The 20,277-nt window shown below is 67.0% G+C and carries 18 protein-coding genes; all 18 read right to left on the bottom strand.

The window, feature by feature from the left end:
* Window positions 1-42 precede the first annotated feature (42 nt).
* Complete coding sequence (locus BLW05_RS05690; RefSeq protein WP_093160919.1) at window positions 43-792, bottom strand: SDR family NAD(P)-dependent oxidoreductase; 750 nt, start codon at window positions 790-792, stop codon at window positions 43-45.
* Between the two features lie 4 nt (window positions 793-796).
* Complete coding sequence (locus BLW05_RS05685; protein ID WP_093160916.1) at window positions 797-2,389, bottom strand: ATP-dependent acyl-CoA ligase; 1,593 nt, start codon at window positions 2,387-2,389, stop codon at window positions 797-799.
* On the bottom strand, window positions 2,379-3,110 hold the full coding sequence (locus tag BLW05_RS05680) for an ABC transporter ATP-binding protein (RefSeq protein WP_093160914.1): 732 nt from the start codon (window positions 3,108-3,110) through the stop codon (window positions 2,379-2,381). The genes BLW05_RS05685 and BLW05_RS05680 overlap by 11 nt, the downstream gene beginning before the upstream one ends.
* Before the next feature lie 82 nt (window positions 3,111-3,192).
* Window positions 3,193-4,908 carry a branched-chain amino acid ABC transporter ATP-binding protein/permease gene (locus BLW05_RS05675; protein WP_256330139.1) on the bottom strand — a complete coding sequence of 572 codons (1,716 nt, stop codon included), beginning with the start codon at window positions 4,906-4,908 and terminating at the stop codon, window positions 3,193-3,195.
* Between the two features lie 206 nt (window positions 4,909-5,114).
* Entirely contained in the window at window positions 5,115-6,170 is a 1,056-nt protein-coding gene (locus BLW05_RS05670; protein ID WP_093160911.1) for a branched-chain amino acid ABC transporter permease, read from the bottom strand.
* A 49-nt stretch (window positions 6,171-6,219) separates the two neighbouring features.
* A complete protein-coding gene (locus BLW05_RS05665) occupies window positions 6,220-7,377 on the bottom strand; it encodes an ABC transporter substrate-binding protein (RefSeq protein WP_093160909.1) in 1,158 nt (385 codons plus the stop codon).
* Window positions 7,378-7,418: 41 nt separating this feature from the next.
* Complete coding sequence (locus BLW05_RS05660) at window positions 7,419-7,889, bottom strand: aromatic-ring-hydroxylating dioxygenase subunit beta (protein ID WP_093160907.1); 471 nt, start codon at window positions 7,887-7,889, stop codon at window positions 7,419-7,421.
* Window positions 7,886-9,211, bottom strand: coding sequence for an aromatic ring-hydroxylating dioxygenase subunit alpha (locus BLW05_RS05655; RefSeq protein WP_093160904.1), 1,326 nt, complete (start codon window positions 9,209-9,211; stop codon window positions 7,886-7,888). The genes BLW05_RS05660 and BLW05_RS05655 overlap by 4 nt, the downstream gene beginning before the upstream one ends.
* A 27-nt stretch (window positions 9,212-9,238) precedes the next feature.
* Entirely contained in the window at window positions 9,239-10,381 is a 1,143-nt protein-coding gene (locus tag BLW05_RS05650; protein ID WP_093160902.1) for an ABC transporter substrate-binding protein, read from the bottom strand.
* Between the two features lie 116 nt (window positions 10,382-10,497).
* Entirely contained in the window at window positions 10,498-11,655 is a 1,158-nt protein-coding gene (locus BLW05_RS05645) for an ABC transporter substrate-binding protein (RefSeq protein ID WP_093160899.1), read from the bottom strand.
* A gap of 211 nt (window positions 11,656-11,866) precedes the next feature.
* Window positions 11,867-12,598 carry an SDR family NAD(P)-dependent oxidoreductase gene (locus BLW05_RS05640; RefSeq protein WP_093160897.1) on the bottom strand — a complete coding sequence of 244 codons (732 nt, stop codon included), beginning with the start codon at window positions 12,596-12,598 and terminating at the stop codon, window positions 11,867-11,869.
* A complete protein-coding gene (locus tag BLW05_RS05635; RefSeq protein WP_093160894.1) occupies window positions 12,595-13,407 on the bottom strand; it encodes a cyclase family protein in 813 nt (270 codons plus the stop codon). Before BLW05_RS05635 ends, BLW05_RS05640 begins: the two co-directional genes overlap by 4 nt.
* A 15-nt stretch (window positions 13,408-13,422) precedes the next feature.
* On the bottom strand, window positions 13,423-14,676 hold the full coding sequence (locus tag BLW05_RS05630) for an SDR family NAD(P)-dependent oxidoreductase (RefSeq protein ID WP_093160892.1): 1,254 nt from the start codon (window positions 14,674-14,676) through the stop codon (window positions 13,423-13,425).
* Window positions 14,673-15,842: a thiolase family protein gene (locus tag BLW05_RS05625; protein WP_177142568.1), complete on the bottom strand. Its 1,170-nt coding sequence runs from the start codon at window positions 15,840-15,842 to the stop codon at window positions 14,673-14,675. The genes BLW05_RS05630 and BLW05_RS05625 overlap by 4 nt, the downstream gene beginning before the upstream one ends.
* A complete protein-coding gene (locus tag BLW05_RS05620) occupies window positions 15,839-17,461 on the bottom strand; it encodes an AMP-binding protein (protein ID WP_093160887.1) in 1,623 nt (540 codons plus the stop codon). Before BLW05_RS05620 ends, BLW05_RS05625 begins: the two co-directional genes overlap by 4 nt.
* A 7-nt stretch (window positions 17,462-17,468) precedes the next feature.
* Window positions 17,469-17,954, bottom strand: coding sequence for an aromatic-ring-hydroxylating dioxygenase subunit beta (locus tag BLW05_RS05615; RefSeq protein ID WP_177142567.1), 486 nt, complete (start codon window positions 17,952-17,954; stop codon window positions 17,469-17,471).
* The gene (locus tag BLW05_RS05610) at window positions 17,954-19,267 is read right to left on the bottom strand and encodes an aromatic ring-hydroxylating dioxygenase subunit alpha (RefSeq protein WP_093160877.1); all 1,314 of its coding nucleotides are present in this window, start codon (window positions 19,265-19,267) and stop codon (window positions 17,954-17,956) included. Before BLW05_RS05610 ends, BLW05_RS05615 begins: the two co-directional genes overlap by 1 nt.
* A 14-nt stretch (window positions 19,268-19,281) precedes the next feature.
* The gene (locus BLW05_RS05605) at window positions 19,282-20,274 is read right to left on the bottom strand and encodes a PDR/VanB family oxidoreductase (RefSeq protein ID WP_093160875.1); all 993 of its coding nucleotides are present in this window, start codon (window positions 20,272-20,274) and stop codon (window positions 19,282-19,284) included.
* Window positions 20,275-20,277: the final 3 nt, after the last annotated feature.

Below are 20,277 nucleotides of genomic sequence, written 5' to 3'. Positions count from 1 at the left end.
ATCAATTCTACTGCGTGGGGCTTCGGCGCGGGTGATGGCGCTTCAGCGCATGAAGCGCCCGCCATTGAGGTCGAGCGTCGTGCCGGTGGTGAAGGCACCCGCCTCCGATGCGAGGTAGACCACCGCAGCCGCCACTTCGCGCGCCTCCCCGAAGCGGCCAAGCGGAATGGTGGCCTGCACCGCACGCTGGCGCGATTCGTCCATCGCGTCGAGCACCGGGCTGCGGATGGCTGCGGGCGCGATCGCGTTGACCGTGACGCCGTGCGACGCGAGCTCCTGCGCAAACGAGCGGGTGAGCGCCAGCAACGCCGCTTTCGAGGCCGCGTAGTGCGCGCCGGTGGCCGCGCTCGCCTGCTGGCCGGCCATCGAAGAGAGATTGACGATCCGCCCCGATTTGCGCGCGCGCATGTGGCGACCGGCGATGCGGCAGCCGAAGAAGCTGCCGCGCAGGTTGACCGCCATCACGTGGTCCCATTCGTCGCCGCTGATGTCCCACAGCGAGGTCGAGGGCGTGAGCGCGGCGTTGTTGACCATGACGTCGATCGCGCCGAAGCGCTGCACGGCAGCTTCGAAGCACCGTGCGAATGCGGCTTCGTCGCGCACGTCGAGCGGCATCGCGATGCATTCCCGGCCTTCGGCCTGCATCGCGTCGGCGGCCGCCTGCGCTGACTCGCCATCGATGTCAGCCAGGACGACGCGCGCGCCCGCCTCGGCCAGTCCGCGCGCAATGCCTTCACCCAGCCCGCGGCCCGCACCCGTCACGAAAGCAGCCCGACCGGACAAAGAGAACATCGCCTTACCTGCCGCGCCCGGCGGGCCGCCGGTCCCAGGTGGATTCGTTGACGCCGCGCTCGCGCAGCTTGTATTTCTGCACCTTGCCGTTCTCGGTGCGCGGCAGGTCATCCATCAGGTCGATATAGCGCGGTACCGCGAAGTACGGCAGGCGCGCCTCGCAGAAGCTCGCGAGCTCGGCGAAGTCGATGCGGCTGCCCTCGCGCGCGACCAGCGCCGCCATCACTTCGTCTTCCGCGAGTTCGGAGCGCACCGGGTAGACGGCGCATGACGCGACCGAGGGATGGCTCAGCAGCACCTGCTCGACTTCGAACGACGAGATGTTCTCGCCGCGCCGCCGGATCGCGTCCTTGATGCGATCGACGAACCGGAAAGCGCCATCGGCCTCGCGGATCACGCGGTCGCCAGTGTGGAACCACAGGTTGCGCCAGGCCTCGACGGTCTTCCCGGGCATGTTGAAGTAGCCGCTCGCGAAGGCATAGGGCTCATCGGCGCGCAGCAGCAGTTCGCCGGCTTCGCCAGGCGCGACTTCGACGTCGTCCGCATCGGCCACCCGGGCCTGGAAGCCCTGGCGCGCCCAGCCCATCACGCCGCCGCGCGGCGAATCGGGTGCGGTCGCGATCACGAAGTTGGTTTCGGTGGAACCGTAGCCTTCCAGCAGCCGCACACCCGTGCGCCCGAAGAAGGCCTTGCCCGCTGCCGCCGGCACGCCAGGGCCGAGGCCGATGCGCACGCGGTGGTCGCGCTCGCCGTCGCCTTCGGGCTGCGCGAGCAGGATCGGCACCATCGCGCCGAGCAGGTAGACGACGGTGGCGCCGCTCGCGCGCATCGCAGGCCAGAAGCCCGAGGCGGAAAAGCGCGATTCGAAGACCACTTCGCAGCCCGTCACCGCCGCCTGCGCGAAGGTGTTGAGCGCGTTGATGTGAAAGAGCGGCAGCGTGGTGCACAGCACGTCCTCGGCGCCGACGCCGAGCACTTCGGCGCTGTTCACGCCCCACCAGAAGTACTGCGCATGCGGGCACACCACGCCCTTCGCGGGGCCGGTGGTGCCGGAGGTGTAGAGGATGGCGATCGGCTCGCCGGGTTGCACCTGGGCCGCGGGAGCCGCTTCGGAAGCTTCGGGGTATTGCGACACGCGCACTGAAGACGGCGCCTGCCATCCCGCCTGCGCACCGCCGATCACCCAGATTTCACGCAGCTTGGTCCGCGCGAGGTCGGAGGTGCTCAGGCGTTCGAGGAATTCGGCTTCGATCACCAGCAACTTCGCTTCGCTGTTGGCGAGGAAGTATTCGATCTGCGGCCCCATCGAAGCGGTGTTGATCGGCACCGTCACAGCGCCCATCCACCCTGCGCCGAGGAAGACCTCGAGAAACTCCACGCGATTGCCGCACATCAGCGCGATGCGATCGCCGCGCGCAACGCCGGCTCGCGTCAATGCGCCGGCACGCGTGGCGGCGGCGGCGGCCGCGTCTTCATGCGACCACTCGCGCCCGGCGATCTTCAACAGCCGGCGGCCCGCAAACAGCGCGGTCTGCCGCTGCAGCAGCGCCGGCAGCGTGCGCTGCGGGGGCGCAATCGCGCGGGCTTCAATCGTCATCGTGGGTGCCTCCACCCAGGTAGGTGGCCTGCACGCGGGGGTCGCTCTCCAGTTGCGCCGATGGCCCGGACAGCGCGATCTCGCCGGTTTCGAGCACGTAGCCGTGGTCGGAGCTTTCGAGCGCCGCGCGCGCGTTCTGCTCGACCAGCAGGATCGAGACGCCGTCGTCGCGCAGCTTGCGCACGATGGTGAGGATGTCGCGCACGATCAGCGGGGCCAGGCCCAGGCTGGGCTCGTCGAGCATCAGCAGGCGCGGCTCGGACATCAGCGCGCGGCCGACCGCGAGCATCTGGCGCTCGCCGCCCGAGAGGGTGTCGGCGCGCTGCGTGCGGCGCTCGGCCAGGCGCGGGAAGCGGTCGTAGACGAACTGCAGGCGGCGCTTCAGCGCATCGCTCTTCAGGCGCTTCGAGAAGGCGCCCAGCTGGAGGTTGTCCAGCACGCTCAGTTCACCGAAGAGCTCGCGCTTCTCGGGCACGAGGCACAGGCCGCGTTCCACGCGCGCTTCGACGTCGAGACCGTGAAGATCCTCGCCTTCGAAGCGCAGCACGCCCTTGCACGGCAGCAGGCCCATCGCGGCAGCCAGCAGCGTGGTCTTGCCCGCGCCGTTCGGGCCGATCACGGAAATGATCTGCCCCTTGTCCAGCTTGAGCGACACGCCGCGCACTGCATCGACCTGACCGTAGGACACATGCAGGTCGCCAATTTCCAGCATTGCGGTCATTGATTCACCCCCAGGCTTGTCACTTCGTGTACTTCTCCACCCCCTTCCAGGGGGCCCGCGCCTTCGGGCGGCCGTGCGGCGCTCATACGACGCTCCCGAGGTACGCAGCCTGCACGCGCTCGTCGGCGCGCACCGCGGCCGGCACGCCTTCCACCAGCTTGGAGCCGAAGTTCATCACCACCAACCGATCCACGAGTTTCATCACGAAGTCCATGTCGTGCTCGACGATGAGGATGGTCACGCCCTCCTCGCGCAGCTTGCGCAGCAGGTCGCCGAGCGCCATCTTTTCCTTGCGTCGGAGGCCCGCCGCCGGTTCGTCGAGCACCAGCAGCACCGGGTCGGCCGCGAGCGCTCGGGCGATTTCCAGGATGCGCTGGGTGCCCAGCGGCAGACTGCCCGCAAGCTCGTGCGCACGATCGCCGAGGCCGATGCGGTCGAGTTGGCGCTGTGCCTCTTGCAGGATCTGCTGTTCCTCCACGCGATCCAGCCGCAGGCCCGCCTTGAGCAAGCCCGAGCCGGTCCGCGAATGCGCGCCGAGCGCGACGTTGTCGAGCAGCGTCATGTGCGGCCGCAGCTTCACATGCTGGAAGGTGCGCGCGAGGCCCAGCCGCGCCACCTTGCGCTGCGGCATGCCCGCGATGTCGTGGCCCAGGAAGCGCACCTGCCCGGCCGTCATGGGCAGCGTGCAGGTCAGCAGGTTGAACATGGTCGACTTGCCCGCGCCGTTCGGACCGATCAGGCCGAGGATCTCGCCGGCATTGACGTCGAAGCTCACCTCGTTGACCGCGACCAGGCCACCGAAGCGCTTGACCACACCGTTCACCGACAGGATCGGCGTGCCGCGTTCAGGCAGGGTCCGATGCGGCAGCGGCTCGACCGGGCCTGATGCCTCGCGCGTCGGCGCAGCGAAGCGACCGCGCGTGAAGCGCCGCACGAAGCCCATCAGGCCGCCGCGCGCAAAGTGCAGCAGCAGGATGAAAAGCGTCGCGAAAGCCACTGCCTCGAGCTGCCCGGCGCGCTGCGTGAGCAGCGGCAGCACGTCCTGCAGCGCGTTCTTCATCACCAGCACGAGGGCCGCACCCACCAGTGCGCCAGCAAGTTGCCCGAGGCCGCCGGCAACCGCCATCAGCAGGTACTCGATACTCGCGCGCACATCGAAGGGCGACGGGCTCACGAAGCGGTTCATGTGCGCATACAGCCAACCCGCGAGGCCGGCGTAGAGCGCCGCGGTGACGAACAGCGAAAGACGCACGCGGTACGCGTCTTCGCCGACGCTCGCCAGCAGGATCGAGCCGCCGCGCAGGCTGCGGATCGCACGGCCGGGCCGCGACTGCAGCAGGTTGCTGCTGAACAGGAAGGCCAGCCCGACGATCACCCAGATCAGGTAGTAGATCGCCCGCGGATCGGCCAGCGAGGCCCCGGCGATCGACAGCGGCGGAATGTTCGACAGGCCCGTGTGACGGCCCAGCGCATCGACATTGCCGAACAGCATGGCGATCGACAACCCCCACGCGATGGTCGAGAGCGGCAGGAAGTGCCCGCCCAGCCGCAGCGTGAGCAGGCCGATCGCGAGCGCGGAAAGGCCGGTGAGCGCCAGCGCGAACACCAGTCCGATCCACGGCGACATGCCCTGCGTCGTGGTGAGCCAGGCCGAGGCATAGGCCGCGATGCCGACGAAGGCCGCCTGCCCGAAGGAGGTCGCGCCGCCGATGCCGGTCAGCAGCACCAGCCCCAGCGCGACCAGCGCACCGATGCCGATGTCGTTGAGCAGCGAGACGGTGAAGTTGCCCGCCACCATCGGCGCGAGCGCGAGTGCGACGACCAGCACGCCGATCCAGAGCCTGCGCGAGGCCAGCCCGCCGCCCTTGGCCACGGCGGCGCGCGACACGGCCGCCTTCGCGCCCAGCGCCAGCGCCGCCTCGTCCTGTCTTCCAATGGTCCGGTTCATTGAAACACCCTCGCGCAGCAGCGCTTCGGGATTCGCCTTCGGGGCGGCCGTGCGGCTCATTGCTCCACCTCGTCTTCTTCCTCTTCGGAGTGCACGCTGAGGAACGACCTCAGCATCAGCACCGGGATCAGCAAGCTGAACACGATCACGTCCTTCAACGCGCCGCTCCAGAACGACGCGAAGCTCTCGACCACGCCCACCGCGAGCGCGCCGACCGCCGTCATCGGGTAGCTCACGAGGCCGCCGATGATCGCGGCCACGAAGGCCTTCAGGCCGATGATGAAGCCCGAGTCGTAATACATCGTGGTCACCGGCGCGATCAGCACGCCGATGAGCCCGGCCAGCAGCGAAGCGCTGCCATAGGCCAGCAACGCGGTGCGCGCCGGCCGGATGCCGACCAGCCGCGCACCAACGCGATTGACCGCGGTCGCGCGCAATGCCTTGCCGGCCACGGTGCGTTCGAACACCAGGAAGAACAGGCCGCTCAGCACGATGGCCGAGGCCACCATCAGCACGATCTGCCCACTCACCGTGAACCCTTCGCCAAGAGGGATGGTGCCGCTTGCCAGCGGCTGGGTGCGCGAGCCTTCCGGCCCGAAGAACAGCAGGCCGAGGCCCGACAGCAGGAAGTGCAGCGCAAGCGACACGATCAGCAGCACCAGCACCGAGGCATCCGCGATCGGCTGGAACACGATGCGCGCCAAGAGCGGCCCGATCGGGACCACGAGCAGCACCGTCACGGCGATTTGCACCGCAGCAGGCGCACCGGCGCGCGATGCGGCCCAGGCCAGCGCGCAAGGCACCAGCGGAAGGACACCCCAGGCAAGGACCGCCTTCGGAATCGCGGCCGCTTCGCCCTTTCGGATGAGGCTGCCGATTTCAGTCAGCGTTGCAATGGCGGCCAGCACAGCGACCAGGCCGATGGTCGGCGGAAGGCGGTTGGTTTCGAAGGCCGCCAGCGTCAGCGCCGCGAAGGCAGCGATATCGCCGAACGGCACGAACACCACCCGCGTGACGGAAAAGATCAGTACCAGCCCCAGCCCGGCGAGCAGATAGACCGCGCCATTGGCGAGCCCGTCGATGCCCAGGATGAGCGCCACGTCCCATGTCATTGAAAAGTCCTCTCAGTGGTGTCTTCGTATCGAGCGCGCGATCACACGGTCAGGGGGCCAATTTCCATTGGCCGTTGTCGAGCTTCACGATCACGCGAGCGCGCTCGTCGACGCCGTACAGGTTGCCGGGCTTGAAGTTGTAGACGCCGTGCGTGCCAACAACTTCCTTCGTGCTCGCGATTGCATCGCGCAGCGACTGGCGGAACTCCGGCGTGCCCGGCTCGCCCTTGGCGCGCGCGGCGGCATCGGTGAACACCAGCCAGCCGTCGAACGAATAGGCCGAGAAGGCGTCGCTGGTCGGCGCGTTGTTGACCTTCTGGAAGATGGCGCGGAAGTCCATCGCGATCTTCTTGGTCGGGTACTCGGCCGGGAGCTGCTCGGCGACGATCACCGGGCCGGTCGGCATCAGCGCGCCCTGCCCTGCCGCACCGACCACGCGCACGAAGTCGGGGTTGATCAGGCCGTGCTGGCCGTACACCGGTCCCTTGAAGCCGCGCTCGTTGAGCGCCAGGAAGGGCAGCGCGCCCGGCGTGCCGGCGCCGCCGGTCATCACCGCATCGGGCTTCATCGCGAGCAGCTTGAGGATCTGGCCGGTCACCGACGCATCGGCGCGCGCATAGCGCTCGTTGCCCAGCACCTTGATGCCGGCCTCGGGCGCGGACTTCATCAGTGCGTTGTAGACGAGATCGCCCCACGCATCGGAGAAGCCGATGTAGCCGACCGTCTTCACGCCGTCCTTCTTCATGCGCTGGACGACCGCGTCGATCATGAGCTGCGTGGGCTGCGCGACGGTGAAGACCCATGCATTTTCCGCCGGGTCGAGCTGGATCGGCGTGAGGCCGATCATCGGCACCTTGGCATCGCGGCCGACCTGCGCCATCGCGATCGCAGCGGGCACGCCCGAGGTGCCCATCAACACGTCGACCTTGTCTTCTTCCACCAGCTTGCGCGCGTTGCGGCCGGCGGTCGTCGGGTCCGAGCCGTCGTCGAGCACGATGAGCTGGATCTTGCGGCCGTTGACTTCCGGCTTGTACGCGAGCGCCGCCTGCATGCCCTTGGCATACGGCACGCCGAGCGACGAGTTGGGGCCGGAAAGCGAAACGCTCAGGCCGACCTTGAGATCGGCCGCGAATGCCGTCATCGCGAGGCCGGCGCCCATCGCGGCTGCCAGCGCGGTGCGCGTCAAGGTCTGCATCAAGCTCTTCATGTCGTGACTCCTGGTGGGGTGGGGATGGGTGAGCGAATTGCTCAGATGAACAACTGGATGGCCGGCAACGCGCGCGCGGCATTGAGAAGATCGACGCGCTTCTGGCGGATGGACCAGCCGGCCGCGTCGCGTACGAGTCGATGCCGGTAGGTGCCGGCGAGCATCACCTGCTCGTCGCCGCGCGCCTCGACATAGACGAAAGGGGTGCGCAGGTCGACCTCGCCGGTCGCCGAGTCTTCGCGCTCGATGACGGAGCGCTGCAACACATGCTGGCAGTGGCTCGCAGGATGCTGCGAATGCGCGCGCGGGTTCTTGAGCCGGTCGATGCGCAGTTGGAGCAGCAGGCGGTCTTCGTAGGCGATGGAGTTGTGCGAGTGCGGATCGGCCTGCGCCGCGCCGAGCAGCGGCACCCAGTAGCGGCCGTCCTCGGCGAAGAGCGCAAGCCATTCGTCGAAGCGGCCGGCATCGAGCAGCGCCGCCTCTTCGGCGATGAAGTCGCGCGGATCGGTCATGCTTGCGACTCCATCCCGGCCGTCATGAACTTCGCCCATGCGCGGAACTGGTTGCGCATCAGCAGCTCATTGGTGCCGTTCGTGGTGATCGACGATTGCGACAGCTCGCCCGCGTCGAAGTTGCGATGCAGGCTCACCCACTCGTTGCCTTCGGCGTGCAGGCCGACCTGAATGCTCTCGAAGAGGTGCACGTCGTCATGCGCAACGATCGACATCGGCGAGAAGACGAGCCGGTTGTAGCTCATCGCGCGCTCGAACAGCAGGTCTGGCGCGCCCGCCGCGCGGAAGGCCCAGGCTTCGATCAGCGTGCGGTTGGCGGAAAGCGGCCGGATCACGCGGATCGCCTGCGGCGAGCCCTTCACCGAGAGGCTCGGGAAGAAGACCGAGTTCTGTGGCGAGCGCTGGAGGATCTCCATCGCGCGCTCGTCGCCGTGCGCTTCGCGCATCGCCGCTTCGTAGTCCGGCAACTGCGCGTAGTTCGAATGGATGCTGAAGTTCACCCCGAGCACGCTGTGCCCGTTGGCGAACACCCGGCCGCCCATCCTGTCGAAGAAGTCGTAGCCGGAGCCGAAGGGCAGGATCTGCTCCATCGCCATCGGCTTGGGCTCATCGGCCGCGCGGCCCTGCCAGAGTGCGTCGGCGGCCTGCGTGGCGGATTCGTGCGTCGACATCGGATGCACCGTGTCGTTGATGTTCTCCAGATACATCTTCCAGTTGCAATGGATGATGTTGCGCATCACGCCGCCGGACGCGGTCAGCTTTCCTTCGGGTGAGCGGTCGACCATGTTGTCGATCGCGCCGAGCACTTCGCCGAAGTATTCGTGGAATTCAGGGCCTTCGTCGGCGATGCGCGCAAAGACGAAGTCGCGGTAGATCGCGACGTGCTTCAGTTCGCTCAGGCCCTGGCCCGATTCGCATTCCTTGAGGCGCGTGCCTTCATAGCCATTCTTCAGCGGGATCGCGAGCGGAGCGCCGTCGAGCTTGTAGGTCCAGGCGTGGTACGGACAGCGGAAGAACTTGCCGGCGTTGCCGCACTCGTCCGACACGAGCCGCGCGCCCTTGTGCGCGCAGCGGTTGTAGAGCACACGCACCTGGCCGTCGGCCTGCCGCACCATCATCACCGGCCGGCCCGCGAGGTCGAGCGACCAGAAGTCGCCCGCGTTCGGCACCTGGCTGGCGTGGCCGACATAGAGCCAGGTGTTGGCGAAGAACTGCTCCTGCTCCAGCGCGAAGATTTCTTCGCTCAGGTAGATGTCGCGGTGCACGCGATCGTCCTGCACCAGCGCGCGGATGGCTTCGGGCTTGTTGCGGTAGCTGCTCATCGCCGGGCCTGCTCGGTGAGGTCAGGTTCAGGGCACCAGTTTCCACTGGCCCTTTTCGCTCTTCACAATAACGACCGCGCGCTTGTCGGAGCCATAGCGGTCGTCGGGCTTGAAGTTGTAGATGCCGTGCGTGCCGACCAGCTCCTTGGTGCTCACGATCGCATCGCGCAGCGCGGTGCGGTACTGCGGCGTACCGGGCTCGCCCTTCACGCGCGACGCGGCATCGGCCAGCAGCAGGTAGGCGTCGTAGGTGTAGGACGAGAAGGCATCGTTCGGCAGCGAGCCGTTCGCCTTCTTGTAGGCGTCGCGGAAGTTCATCGACACCTTCTTGATCGGGTTGCTGTCGGGCAATTGGTCCGCCACCAGCACCGGGCCGCTCGGCACCTCCAGGCCTTCGATGGACGCACCGCCCACGCGAACGAAGTCGGCATTGATCAAACCGTGGGTGCCGTAGATCCTGCCCTTGTAGCCACGCTCGGCGAGCGCGAGGTACGGCAGCGCGCCCGGCGTGCCGGAGTTGCCGGCAAACACCGCATCGGGCCGCGCCGAGATGATCTTCAGCACCTGCCCGGCGACGGACGAATCGCTGCGCGCATAGCGCTCGTTGGCGACGACCTTGATGCCGGCGGTCTCGGCGCTCTTGACCAGCGAGTCGTAGGCGAGATCGCCGAGTGCGTCGGAGAAGCCGATGAAGGCCACCGTCTTCACGCCCGACTGCTTCATCTTGTCGACCACGGCCGAGACCATCAGCGGGAACGGCTGCGACACGGTCACGGTCCATGCGCCTTCGGGGCCGGGGATCGTCACCGGCGTGGGAGAAATCAGTGGCGTGTTGAGTTCGCGCGCAACGGCAGCGATGGCCATCGCGCCCGGCACGCCGGAGGTGCCGATCAGCACATCGACCTTGTCTTCCGTCACCAGCTTGCGCGCATTGCGGCCGGCGGTCGTCGGGTCCGACGCATCGTCGAGCACGATGAGCTCGACCTTGTGGCCCGCCAGTACCGGGTGCTCGGCGATCGCGGCGCGGATGCCCTTCTCATAGGGAATGCCGAGCGCCGAGACGGGCCCTGAAAGCGAGCTGATGAAGCCGACCTTGAGATCAGCCGCGAGGGCCTGTGTGGCTGCAAGGGCAATGGCCGATGCACAGAGGAGAGAAGAAAGCTTTTTCATCGTTCAGATGGTTTGGGTGGTTTTGCCAGGGATGCCGCGGAACCGGCTTCGCCGGGCCGCTGGCATCGCCCCCTGAAAGGGGGTGGAGAGCGACACGAAGTGCGCGAGCCTGGGGGTCAGGGAACAAGTTTCCATTGACCTTTTTCGAGCTTGACGATGACGCGGGAACGCTCGTCGGAGCCATAGCGGTTGTCGGGCTTGAAGTTGTAGACGCTGTGCGTGCCGACCAGCTCCTTCGTGTTCACGATCGAGTCGCGCAATGCAACGCGATACGCCGGCGTGCCGGGCTCGCCCTTGGTGCGCGAAGCGGCATCGAGGAACAGCAGCCATGCGTCGAACGAATACGCAGAGAACGCGTCCGTCGGCAACGCGCCGTTGGCCTTCTGGTAGGCGCTGCGGAAGTCCATCGAGACCTTGCGGATCGGATTGCTCTCGGGCAACTGCTCGGCGACGATCACCGGACCGGTGGGCGCGAGCAGCCCTTCGACGGCCGGGCCGCCGACCCGCACGAAGTCGGGGTTGATCAGCGCGTGCGTGCCGTAGATCTGGCCCTTGTAGCCACGCTCCTGCAGCGCGAGGTAAGGCAGCGCGCCCGGCGTGCCCGAGGTGCCGGTGATCACCGCGTCGGGACGCAGCGCGACGATCTTCAGCACCTGCCCCGTCACCGACGCATCGGCACGCGCATAACGCTCGTTCGACACCACCTTGATGCCCGCGGGCTCGGCGCTCTTTTGCAGCGCGTCATAGACGAGGTCGCCCCAGGCATCGGAGAAGCCGATGTAGCCGACCGTCTTCACGCCCGACTGCTTCATGCGCTCGACCACCGCGCTCACCATCAGCGGCGCGGGCTGCGGCAGCGTGACCATCCATGCGCCCTCCTCGCCCGGCAGGTTGGCGTTGGCGATGGAGATCAGCGGTGTCTTGGTTTCGCGCGCCACGGCGGCGATCGCGAGTGCACCTGGCGAGCCGGCGGTGCCGATGATGACGTCGACCTTGTCTTCATCAATCAGCTTGCGGGCATTGCGCGCGGCGGTCGACGGGTCCGATGCATCGTCGAGCGACACCACCTGGATCTTCTTGCCATTGAGTTCCGACTTGTAGGCGATCGCCGCCTTCATGCCCTTGTCGTAGGGAATGCCGAGCGAAGACACCGGCCCCGACAGCGAGGTGATGAAGCCGACCTTCAGATCGGCCGCCAACGCATTCGCGGCGGTGAGAACGCCGATGGCGGCGGCGACGCCGGCCATCGTGAAGAGACGAGTCAGAACTTTCATGCAGGGCTCCTTGAGATTCCGATGGTGATAAGCAGGACTCACGCCAACCAATGATTTGTGAAATGTTTAGAGGTAAACCATGCTAGCGGGCGCGTGTCGCGATGACAAGGCAGTGAAAACGAGGGGTATGGCTAAAGCTCAACCCCAGCGGCCCGGCAAAGCCGGTTCCGCGGGGTTCCTGGCATTTGGGGCGTGAGGTTCATGTGCACTACTAAAGGGCCAGGCTGCCCACGCTGGTGCCACCGCACACATAGAGGACCTGGCCCGTGACGAAGCTGTTTGCGGGCTCGGCGAAGAAGCGCACCGCACGCGCGACGTCGGCGGATTCACCCAGTCGCTTGACGGGAATGGATGCGGCGAGCGAGCGCTCCTTGTCGCTGCCCGCTTCGACCACGTCGTAGAACATGTCGGTGCGGATCGGTCCCGGCGCGACGACATTGACCGTGATGCCGTCGGGCGCCAACTCGAGCGCCCAGGTGCGCGCCATGCCGAGCATGCCGGCCTTGGTGGCGGAATAGCTGGTGCGCGTCTGGAGCCCTACGGCTGCGCGCGACGACAGCAGCACCACCCGGCCGAAGCGCTTCGCGCGCATCGTGGGCAACGCGGCCTGAACGAGCTGGATCGCGCAGCCCAGGTGCAGCTCCACGAGTGCGTCGAGATCGTCGAGCTTCACGTCCGCGAGCAGCGCGGGCCGGATCACGCCGGCGTTGTGCACGACCGTGGTCACCTCGAAGCGCCGTGCGAGTTCTGCCGCCGCTTGCGCGGTGGCGGCGCGGTCCATCAGGTCGACCTCGATGCTGTGCAGCTTCGGATGGTCGATCTCGCAGCGGCGCCGCGCGAGCGACACCACTTCGTAGCCCTGTGCGAGCAGGTCCTCGCAGATCGCCTTGCCGATGCCCGCGCTGCCGCCCGTGACGGCTGCGACCTTCGTCCCCGCGCTCATGCCGAAGCTCCCACCAGCGCCAGCACGCGCAAGGGGCTGCCGCTGCCCTTCTCGATCTTGAGCGGCGGGCAGATCAGCACCGCGCCGCTCGGCGGCAGCAGGTCGAGGTTGCTCAGGCATTGCAGGCCATAGCGCCCCGCGCCATGCATGTAGTAGTGGCACGGATACGGCGGCCGCAGGTGGTAGCCCTGCCCCGCGTCGGTGCCGATCGCCTCCGAGCCGAAGCCGAGCACATCGCGCTGCTCGACCAGGAAGCGCACCGCCTCCGTGCTCGGGCCGGGCGTGTGCTGGCCGGTCTCGTCGAAGTTCTGATACGCCTCCGGGTCCTGGCGCTTCGACCAGTCGGTGCGCATCAGCACCCAGGCGCCCTTCGGGATGCGGCCGTGCTTCGACTCGTATTGCTCGATGTCTTCGATGGTGAGCAGGTAGTCGGGATCGTCCTTCACCTGCGGCGAGCAATCGATCACGCAGGCCGGCGCGACGAAGTGCTGCACGGGAATGGTGTCGACCGAGTTGTTCGGCAGGTCGCGGCCGGAGATCCAGTGGATCGGCGCATCGAAGTGCGTGCCGGTGTGCTCGCCGCAGGAGAAGTTGTTCCAGTACCAGCCCGGTCCGCGCTCGTCATACCTCGACACTTCCTCGATGCGGAAGGGCCAGCACTGGCCCATCTCGGGCGGCAGCGCAATCTGCGGGAATTCGGGCGTGAGCGTCTGCGTGAGGTCGATGACGCGGATGCGGCCGCTCGCCATCGCGGTCACGAGGCCGCCGAGGATTTCGGCGGTGGAGATCAGGTCAGTCATGGTCGTCATTCGATTTCTCCGGGATCAGCTACCGCCAGCGGCCAGTTCGCGCTCCAACACCTTGGGGTTGTCGCGCCAGCGCTCCAGCCACTCCTGCGCCACATCGCCGGGGTACACGTCCTCGACGCCATCGCGCAATGCCTTCACGATCGCGCTGGCCAGACCGCTCGGCGCGAGCTTGGGCGGCGGCGTGTGCTGGTTCCACTCGTCGTCGATCGGACCGGGGAAGACATTGATCACGCGGATACCGGCCGGCCGCATCTCGGCGCGCAGGCACTGCGCGAGCGAATGCGCCGCCGCCTTCGACGCGCTGAAGGTGCCGTGCGGCGGGAAGTTGGACAGCGCATAGATCGACAGGAGATTGACCCATGCAGTCGCGCCGGTCACGCCATCGGCCGAGCGGCCCTTGAGCGCCGGGCCGAACTCCTGGGCCAATCGCAGCAGGCCGAAGTAGTTGATGTCCATCTCGGCCTTGGCCACGTCGGTGCCGCGACGCGCGCCGATGCCGAAGGTGCGATGGACTTCGGCGTTGTTGATCACGATGTCGACCTTGCCGCCGATCTCGCCAGCAAGTTCGCTCACCGAGCGGCCGTTGGTCAGGTCCAGCGGCACCAGCGTGACCTGCGGCAGCGCGGTGATGTCCTCGAGGCCGCCCATCTTCTTCCACGGCTCGGTGTGGCCGACCCAGACGATGTCGGCGCCGGCCTTGACCAGCGCGCGCACGATCGCCTGGCCCACTTCGGTCTTGCCGTCGGTGACCAGCACCTTGCGGAATTTGGGGTCGCTCGTCATTTCGCGGAGCATCTTGTCGTCAGCCATGTGGGGGCTCCCTTCGTTCGGAAATCCAATGAGGACGGCTTGGCCGGCACGATCGAGCCGGGCGCCGACGCGCACGCGGGATGGAGCGTCGCCGACTTCGCCGTGGAGGTGGACCATCAGCGTCGGCCCGGCATCGAGATGCACGAGACCCAGCCGCCATGGCAGCCGTTCGCGGAAGAACAGGTCGTTGCTGTGGTGCAGCGTGGTGGTGCTGAGCAGCTCGCCTTCGCCGCTCTGCTCGCGCCAGTGCAGATTGGGCGATAGGCACTTGTGGCAGGCCTCGCGCGGTGGGTACTGCACGGTGCCGCAGTCCTCGCAGGTCTGCAGCACGAAGCGGCCTTCCGCTGCACCGGCCGTGATGCCGAGCGCGACACGGCCGCGTGCCCATGGCGGCAGGTTCATCTGCCGGGTGCGCAGGACGGGGTTCTTGCGCTTGGGGCGCATCAGGGGCATGGTCATGCCGGCCTCCCGAGGATGATGGCGCCGGTGCAGAGGCACCGGTCATAGGTGACCATGCCGAAGCCGGCGACAAGGCCCAGTTGCGCATTTGGCACGGCGCGCGAATCGGCTGTATCGGTCAACTGGCGAATGGTTTCCGTCATGCCGAGAAAGCCACCCGCCGCACCAGCCTGTCCGGCGGAAAGCTGCCCGCCGCTGGTGTTGTTCGGAAAGCTCCCATCGTTCGTCATCACATGCGACTGCACGAAGGCCGAACCTTCACCCTTCTCGCAGAAGCCGAGGTCCTCGAACTGCATCATCACGATGACCGGATAGTCGTCGTAGGTCTGCACGAAGTCGATGTCGGCGGGCTTCACGCCGGCCTGCGCATAGAGATCGTCGCGGTCCATGCGCCAGCCGCCGCGCACCATCACCGGGTCTTCGGAATAGGCGTTGTGCCGCTCGATCGCGCCGCGGATCACCGCATGCGGCAGGCCCAGGTCCCGTGCGCGTTCCTCGCTCATCACGAGGAAGGCTTCCGCGCCCGCACAGGGCATCACGCAGTCGAAAAGGTGGATCGGGTCGGAGATCGGCCGCGCGGACATGTACTCGTCCAGCGTCAGCGGCTTCTTGAACATCGCGTGCGGGTTCTTCAGCGCGTTGCTGCGCTGGTCCACGCAGATGCGGCCGAAGTCCTCGCGCTTCGCGCCGAAAGTGCGCATGTAGTGCGAGGTGATCATCGCGAAGATCGAGTTCGGCCCGCCCGAGCCATACGGGTAGGTGGCATCGCGCGCGAAGTTGCTGAAGCTGCCGAGCGTGAGGCGGAACGAATCGACGTGGTTGGTGTCGGCGGCCACGCACGCCACCACCTCCGCATCACCCGACTGCACCGCACGCGCGGCGCGGCGCAGGCACATCACGCCGGATGCACCGCCGGTGGGCACATGGTCGAGCCAGCGCGGCGAGAGGCCCAGATGTTGCGTGACGCCGACCGCGGTGTCGGGCATGAGCGAGAAGCTGCTGACGCACAAGCCGTCGATCTCGTCCTTCTTCACGCCGCTGTTCTTCACCAGCGCTTCGATCGCCTGACCGAGGAACCAGTGCGCGCTGCGCGTCGAGTAGCGCACATAGGGCACCGTCACCGGCACCGCGACGGCCACACCTTCGTAAGAGAGTCGCCGGGTCATGATTGCCTCTTCTTCATCGAGCGGGTGTCGATGCAGTTCGCGCGACCGGGCAGCGACTGCGCGAGTTCTCGCAACTGCCCGCGCTGGATCTTCTGCGACGCGGTGAGCGGCAGTGCATCGACGAAGGCGACATAGCCCGGCGCCTTGTAGTAGGCGAGTTGCGCCAGCGCGTGGTCCACGATACTCGCGGCCAACTGCGCCGGGGCGGAACCATCGGCGTCCTCGCGCAACACGATGCAGGCGAGCACTTCGTCGCCGCGCACCGTGTCGGGCGTCGCGGCCACTGCCGACGTCTTCACCGCCGGGTGCTGGTTGAGCACGCTCTCCACCTCGACCGCCGAGATGTTCTCGCCACTGCGGCGGATCACGTTCTTCTTGCGATCGACGAAGTAGTAGTTGCCCTCGGCGTCGCGGCGCACCATGTCGCCGGTGTGGAACCAGCCATCGGCCCAGGCTTCGCGGGTGGCTTCCTCGTCCTTGAGGTAGCCGGAGAAGAAGTAGCGCTTCGGGTCGTCGCCCGACGAGCGCACCAGCAGTTCGCCCGGCGTACCGTCGGGCACGTCGCGGCCTTCGTCGTCGACGAGGCGGATCAGGGCGAAGTCCTCGCGGCGGCCGAAGCAGCTGGTGCCGACATGGCGCGGCTCATGGTTCGCCATCACGCAGGCGGCGGCGCCGGTTTCGGTCATCGCCCAGGCCTCGACGAGCGGGAAGCCGAAGCGTTCCTCGAAAGGCGCGTGGTTCTTGCGGTCCACGCCGGCGCCGAAGCCCCAGCGGATGTCGTGCTCGCGGTCCGCCGCGACGGCGGGCGCCGACAGCAGCATCGCCGGCATCACGCCGAGGTAGTGGACGATGGTCGCGCGGCTTTCGCGCGCACTCTGGAGCCAGCTCTTCGGGTGGAAGCGGTCAAGCTGGACAAGACAGCCACCGGCGACCAGGATCACCATGGTCGAGAACGCCATCGCGTTGACGTGGTTGAGCGGCAGCGGCGTGATGATGCGTTCGGCATCGGGGCGCACCGGACAGAGGTCGCCGAGTTCCGCATACCACTGGCCGGCACGCAGGAAGTACTCGTTGCTCAGCATGCAGCCCTTGGGACGACCAGTGGTGCCAGACGTGTAGAGCAGCGCGCATTCGGTGGCGAGGCCGACCGGCTCCGAGGCGTGCGGCGCGGGCTGCGTGGCGGGCGGCACCGCATCGTCCGGGCCCATCGTCTCGAAGGCGATGTCAGCGACCTTCGCAGCGGCGCGCAGGTCGTCGGCGCGGTGCGGCAAGGTCACGGCGAGGCCGATCTCGCTGTGGCCGATGAGGTAGCTCAGCTCGGCCGAGCGCATCTCGGCATTGATCGGCACCACGCTCACGCCCAGTGCGTTGAGCGCGAACCAGTGGAACAGAAAGGCCGGCCGGTTCTCCAGCAGCAAGCCGACGCGATGACCGTGGCCGTAGCCTGCCTTCGCGTAGGCGGCACGCAGGCGATCCACCTGCGCGGCGGCTTCGCTCCAGAGGATGGCGCCCGGCGCGATGTCATAGGCCTGCGCGGTGACCGACTCGGTGAACAGGAACTCGGCCCTGGGCGTGCGCCGCGCGCTCGCGCTGAAGGCATCGTGAACGGTGTGATGCATGGCGGCCCTAGATGAAAAGCTGCACCGCCGGCAGCGCCGCGTCGCAGTTGAGCAGGTTCACGCGCTTGAGCGTCATGCGCAGCGCGCCTTCCTGCACCGTGAGGTGGTGGAAGAACGTGCCGACATAGAACTGCAGCTCGTCGCCCTGCGACTCGGTGTAGTGGAACTCGGTGCGCACCACGTAACGGTTGGCGGCTTCGTCGAACGTCTCGACGGTCGGCGTCTGCAGCAGGTGGTGGCACCGGCTCGGCGGCTGCTGCGAGAAGGCACGCGGGCTCTTCAGGCGCTCGATGCGCAGCTCGCGCAGCAGCTTGTCCTCATAGAGGTGCGAACAGTAGTTGATCCCGTCCTCCTGGTCGGGCTGCGCCGGCACCCAGTAGAAGGCGTCGTCGGTGAAGAGCGCGTTCCACTCGTCGTAGCGCTTGGCATCGAGCAGGCGCGATTCCTGGACCACGAAGTCGATGAGTTGCTGGCGCGTGATCTCGTTCTGCATCACATCGTCTCCGTCATGTAGCGGGCCCAGCTCCTGTACTGATTTCTCATTGGCAATTCGTTCGTGCCGACGGTCGTGATCTCGCCACCCTTCAGCTCCGCCGGGTCGTAGTTGCGATGCAGGCTCACCCACTCGTTGCCGCTCGCATGCAAGCCGGCCTGGATGCCGCGATAGGCTTGCAGGTCGTCGTGGCCCACGACCGAGAACGGCGAGTTGATCAGCCGGTTGTACATGGCGGTGCGCTGCAGCAACTCCGGCGGCGCGCCCTTCAGGCGGAAGGTCCAGCTCTCGATCAGGCACTTGTCCGCCGCGATTGGCTTGACCACGCGGATCGACTGGATCGCACCCTTGATCGTGAGGTTCGGGTAGTACACCGTGTTGTGCCGCGCCATGCCGAGAATCTGCGCGGTACGTTCCTCGCCGTACCTGGCCTTCATCGCGTTGTCGTACTCGGGGATCGCCTTGTACTTGCTGTGGATGCTGAAGTGCACGCCGGTGAAGCTGTGGCCGTTGTCGTAGGTGCGAACGCCCATGTCCTCGAAGAACTTGTAGTCGGACATGAAAGGCACGAACTGCTCGATGGCCATCGGCTTCGGTTCGTCGGCTGGCTTGTCGGCCCACATGCTCTTGGCGGTGCCGGCCGACGATTCGTGCGCCACCATCGGATGCATGGTGTCGTTGAGGTTCTCGACGAACATCTTCCAGTTGCACTGGTGCATGAAGCGCAGGCAGCCACCCGCGATTTCCAGTTCACCCTCGGGCGAGCGGTCGGCCATGTTGTCGATGGAGCTCAGCGAGTCGCCGAAGTATTCCTCGAAGTCCGGGCCGACGTCGTTGATCTTCACGAAGATGAAGCCGCGGTAGCTGCGCACGTTCTTCAGCGTCGTCAGGCCCTTGGCCGATTCGCATTCGTGGAGCTGTGTGCCCTCGTAGCCGTTCTTGAGCGGGATCGACAGCAGCGATCCATCTGTCTTGAAGGTCCACGCGTGGTACGGGCAGCGGAAAAACTTGCCGGTGTTGCCGCACGGCGAGCTCACGAGGCGCGAGCCCTTGTGGGCGCAGCGGTTCATCATCACGCGCACCGAACCGTCGGTGTGGCGCGTGATGATCAGCGGCCGGCCGGCGATCTCGTTGGTGATGTAGTCGCCGGGCTTCGGGATCTGGCTTTCATGGCCGGCGTAGTTCCAGGTGTTCGCGAAGAAGTGCTCCTGCTCCAGCTCGAACAGCTCCTGGCTGATGTAGAGGTCGCGATGCACGCGATCGTTCTGCACCAGCGCCCGCACCGCTTCCGGGTTGCCTCGGTATGAAGTCATGTCGTGGGTCTCCTTCAGATGTCCAGGACGATGCGCTGCCCCTTGGCGCGCGATATGCAGATCTGCATCACATTGCCTTCGGCCTTCTCGCGCGCGGTGAGCACATAGTCGCGGTGGTCGATCTCGCCGTCGATCACTGGCGTCGCGCACACGCCGCATTCGCCGCGCTTGCAGTCGAACATCGGGTCGCAGCCGTGTTCGATCAGGCAGTCGAGGATGCTCTGGTCGGCCGGCACCGTGAAACGCTGGCCCGATTGCGCGAGCTCGACCTCGAAGGGGTGGTCGCCCTCTTCCACTGCCGGCGTGGTGAAGAGCTCGAAGTGCACGCGGTCGTGCGTCCATCCGCGCGCCTGCGTCTGCGCGAGCACCGCGTCGAGCATGACCTTGGGGCCGCATACGTAGAGGCGGTCGCCAGCCGGAAAGCTGTCGAGCAGCGCGCCGATGTCGAAGGGCCCGCCCTGTTCGGTGTCGGCATGCACGCGCAGGTCGTCGCCAAGCAGCTTCTGCAACTCGGGCAGGAAGGCCATGAGGTCGCGGCTGCGGCCGGCGTAGTGCAGGCGCACCGGCAGGCCCTCGGCGCGGCGGCGCGTGGCCATGCTCGCGAGCGGCGTGATGCCGATGCCGCCCGCCAGCAGCACGGTGCTGCCGGGGCCGGTGTGCAGCGGGAAGTCGTTCTTCGGCACTTCGATGGTGACGGTGTCGCCTTCCTTCAGGCGCTCGTGCATGAAGCGCGAGCCGCCACGGCCGTCTTCCTCGCGGCGCACCGCGATCACGTATTCGGTGGGCGCCTGGGTGGCTTCAGGCTGCGCGGCGAAGTTGATCAGCGAGTAGTGCCGCCAGTCCTTCTTGCCGTCCGGCAGTTCGACTTCGATGCGGATGTGCGCGCCGGCGGTGAAGGCCGGCAGCACCGCGCCGTCGGCCGCGCGGAGCCGGAACGTCTTGATCAGCGGATTGAGCGCGCGCGCCTCGGCGACGCGCAGTTGCAGGGTGGGCAATGAAGCGGTCATGGA

This window comes from Variovorax sp. YR216 (genome assembly GCF_900107745.1).
GTDB lineage: Bacteria > Pseudomonadota > Gammaproteobacteria > Burkholderiales > Burkholderiaceae_C > Variovorax.
Note: the sequence above shows the minus strand (reverse complement) of the source record. Positions and strands in the feature narration are given on the sequence as shown.